Here is a 1,491-nt window from a genome sequence, read left to right on the forward strand (position 1 = left end):
GCGCCGACTTGTCCAGCACGGACTCCTGCCCGCGCTCCCCGCAGGCCCCGGCGAGCCCGCCCGCCAGCACCACCGCCACCAGCGCCCGCGCCACCCGCCCCAACCTCGTCACGGCGCAACAGTAATTCGCCGGACTTGCGGGGGTAAGTCCCTAATGCCGCAACCTCGCCCCACACGTGGCTAATTCCGGCAGGCACCTCAAACCCACCCAGACGGCACTCTGCACCGCAACCCTCGCACGTCAGGCAGTGGCGGGCCACGGCCTCTTCGCGGTGCTGCCCCTGATCCCCGCCCTCTGACGGCCCCGGAGCTGACCTCAGCTCCCCCTTGACGACACCATATCGTCTTTCGATAGTATCGATAAACGATATGGCACTACCCGGGGAGCACCCCATGAAGACCACCCCATGGTGGAGAGCACTCGACCGCCACAGCCTCGAAGGGATCATCGGCCTCGCCCTCCTCGGAGTCGGCCTGAGCATCCTCGTCCCGATCCTGGGCGTGCTCGGCGTGCTCTCCCCGACCCGCGAGGTCCGGCTGAACGCCCCCGCCCAGGTGACGGCTCCGTCCGCGGACGGGATGACCCTCCAGGGCACCCACCAGGCCGAACTCACCCTCAATGACCCCGGCCTCATGGACCGCGTCCTGCTGGCCGGCCCCGAGATCATCCAGGGCATCCTGATCCTCGCGATCCTGACCCTCATCATGCAGATCACCATGACGTTCCGCGGCGAGGGCGACATCTTCGACCGCCGGAACACGCGCCACCTCTACAGGATCGCCGCCCTCCTCCTGGTGACCGCCACCCTCGTCCCGGGCCTGGACGTCGCAGCGACGAACATCCTCGTCACCGGCACTCCCCTGGCCCAGGCGGTGGAGATCAACTACGAAATATCAGGCATCGAGGCCCTCCTGTCCCTGATCGCCGCCGCATTGGCAGGCGCGTTCGGCTACGGCACCCGCCTCCGCGCCGACACCGAGGGCCTGGTCTGATGCCCCCCGAAGAACCACACCAAATACAAATACACCTGGACGAGCTACTGGCCGAAAAAGGCATGACTCTAACCGACCTGGCAGAACGAGTAGGCGTAACCCCAGTAAACCTGTCCATCCTCAAGAACAACAGAGCCAAAGCAATCCGCTTCACAACCCTGAGCGCCCTATGCAGAGAACTCGACTGCCAACCAGGCGACCTGATCACCTACAAGGAATAACCGAACACGCGGACGCCAGCCCCCTCGATAGCGTCCGACACCAACCAGCGACCAGAGCACCCAAAAAGCTCTAACCAGCAGAGACGCACAAACCTGCACCCACTAAAACACCCAACACCAGCCACCACACCAGCCCCGCGACAACCAAAACCCCCGCGATCGCGTCCGAAGGCAGGTTTCGAGCGAAGCAAGAAACCTGATCGCGCAGCGAGGCCCCCGGCCGAGTCGAAGCGATGCAGCGATCGCAGTTTTTTCGGGGGTGCGAGCGCCCCCAGGG

General features: G+C 65.1%; 2 protein-coding genes. Both read left to right on the forward strand.

Annotation, left to right across the window (positions count from 1 at the left end):
• The first annotated feature begins 393 nt into the window (after positions 1-393).
• Entirely contained in the window at positions 394-993 is a 600-nt protein-coding gene (locus tag E1200_RS33305; protein WP_131956656.1) for a DUF2975 domain-containing protein, read from the forward strand.
• Positions 993-1,214, forward strand: a complete 222-nt coding sequence (locus E1200_RS33310) for a helix-turn-helix transcriptional regulator (RefSeq protein WP_131956658.1) — start codon at positions 993-995, stop codon at positions 1,212-1,214. Before E1200_RS33305 ends, E1200_RS33310 begins: the two co-directional genes overlap by 1 nt.
• Positions 1,215-1,491 lie beyond the last annotated feature (277 nt).

The organism is Actinomadura sp. GC306, assembly GCF_004348665.1.
Classification (GTDB): Bacteria; Actinomycetota; Actinomycetes; order Streptosporangiales; family Streptosporangiaceae; genus Spirillospora.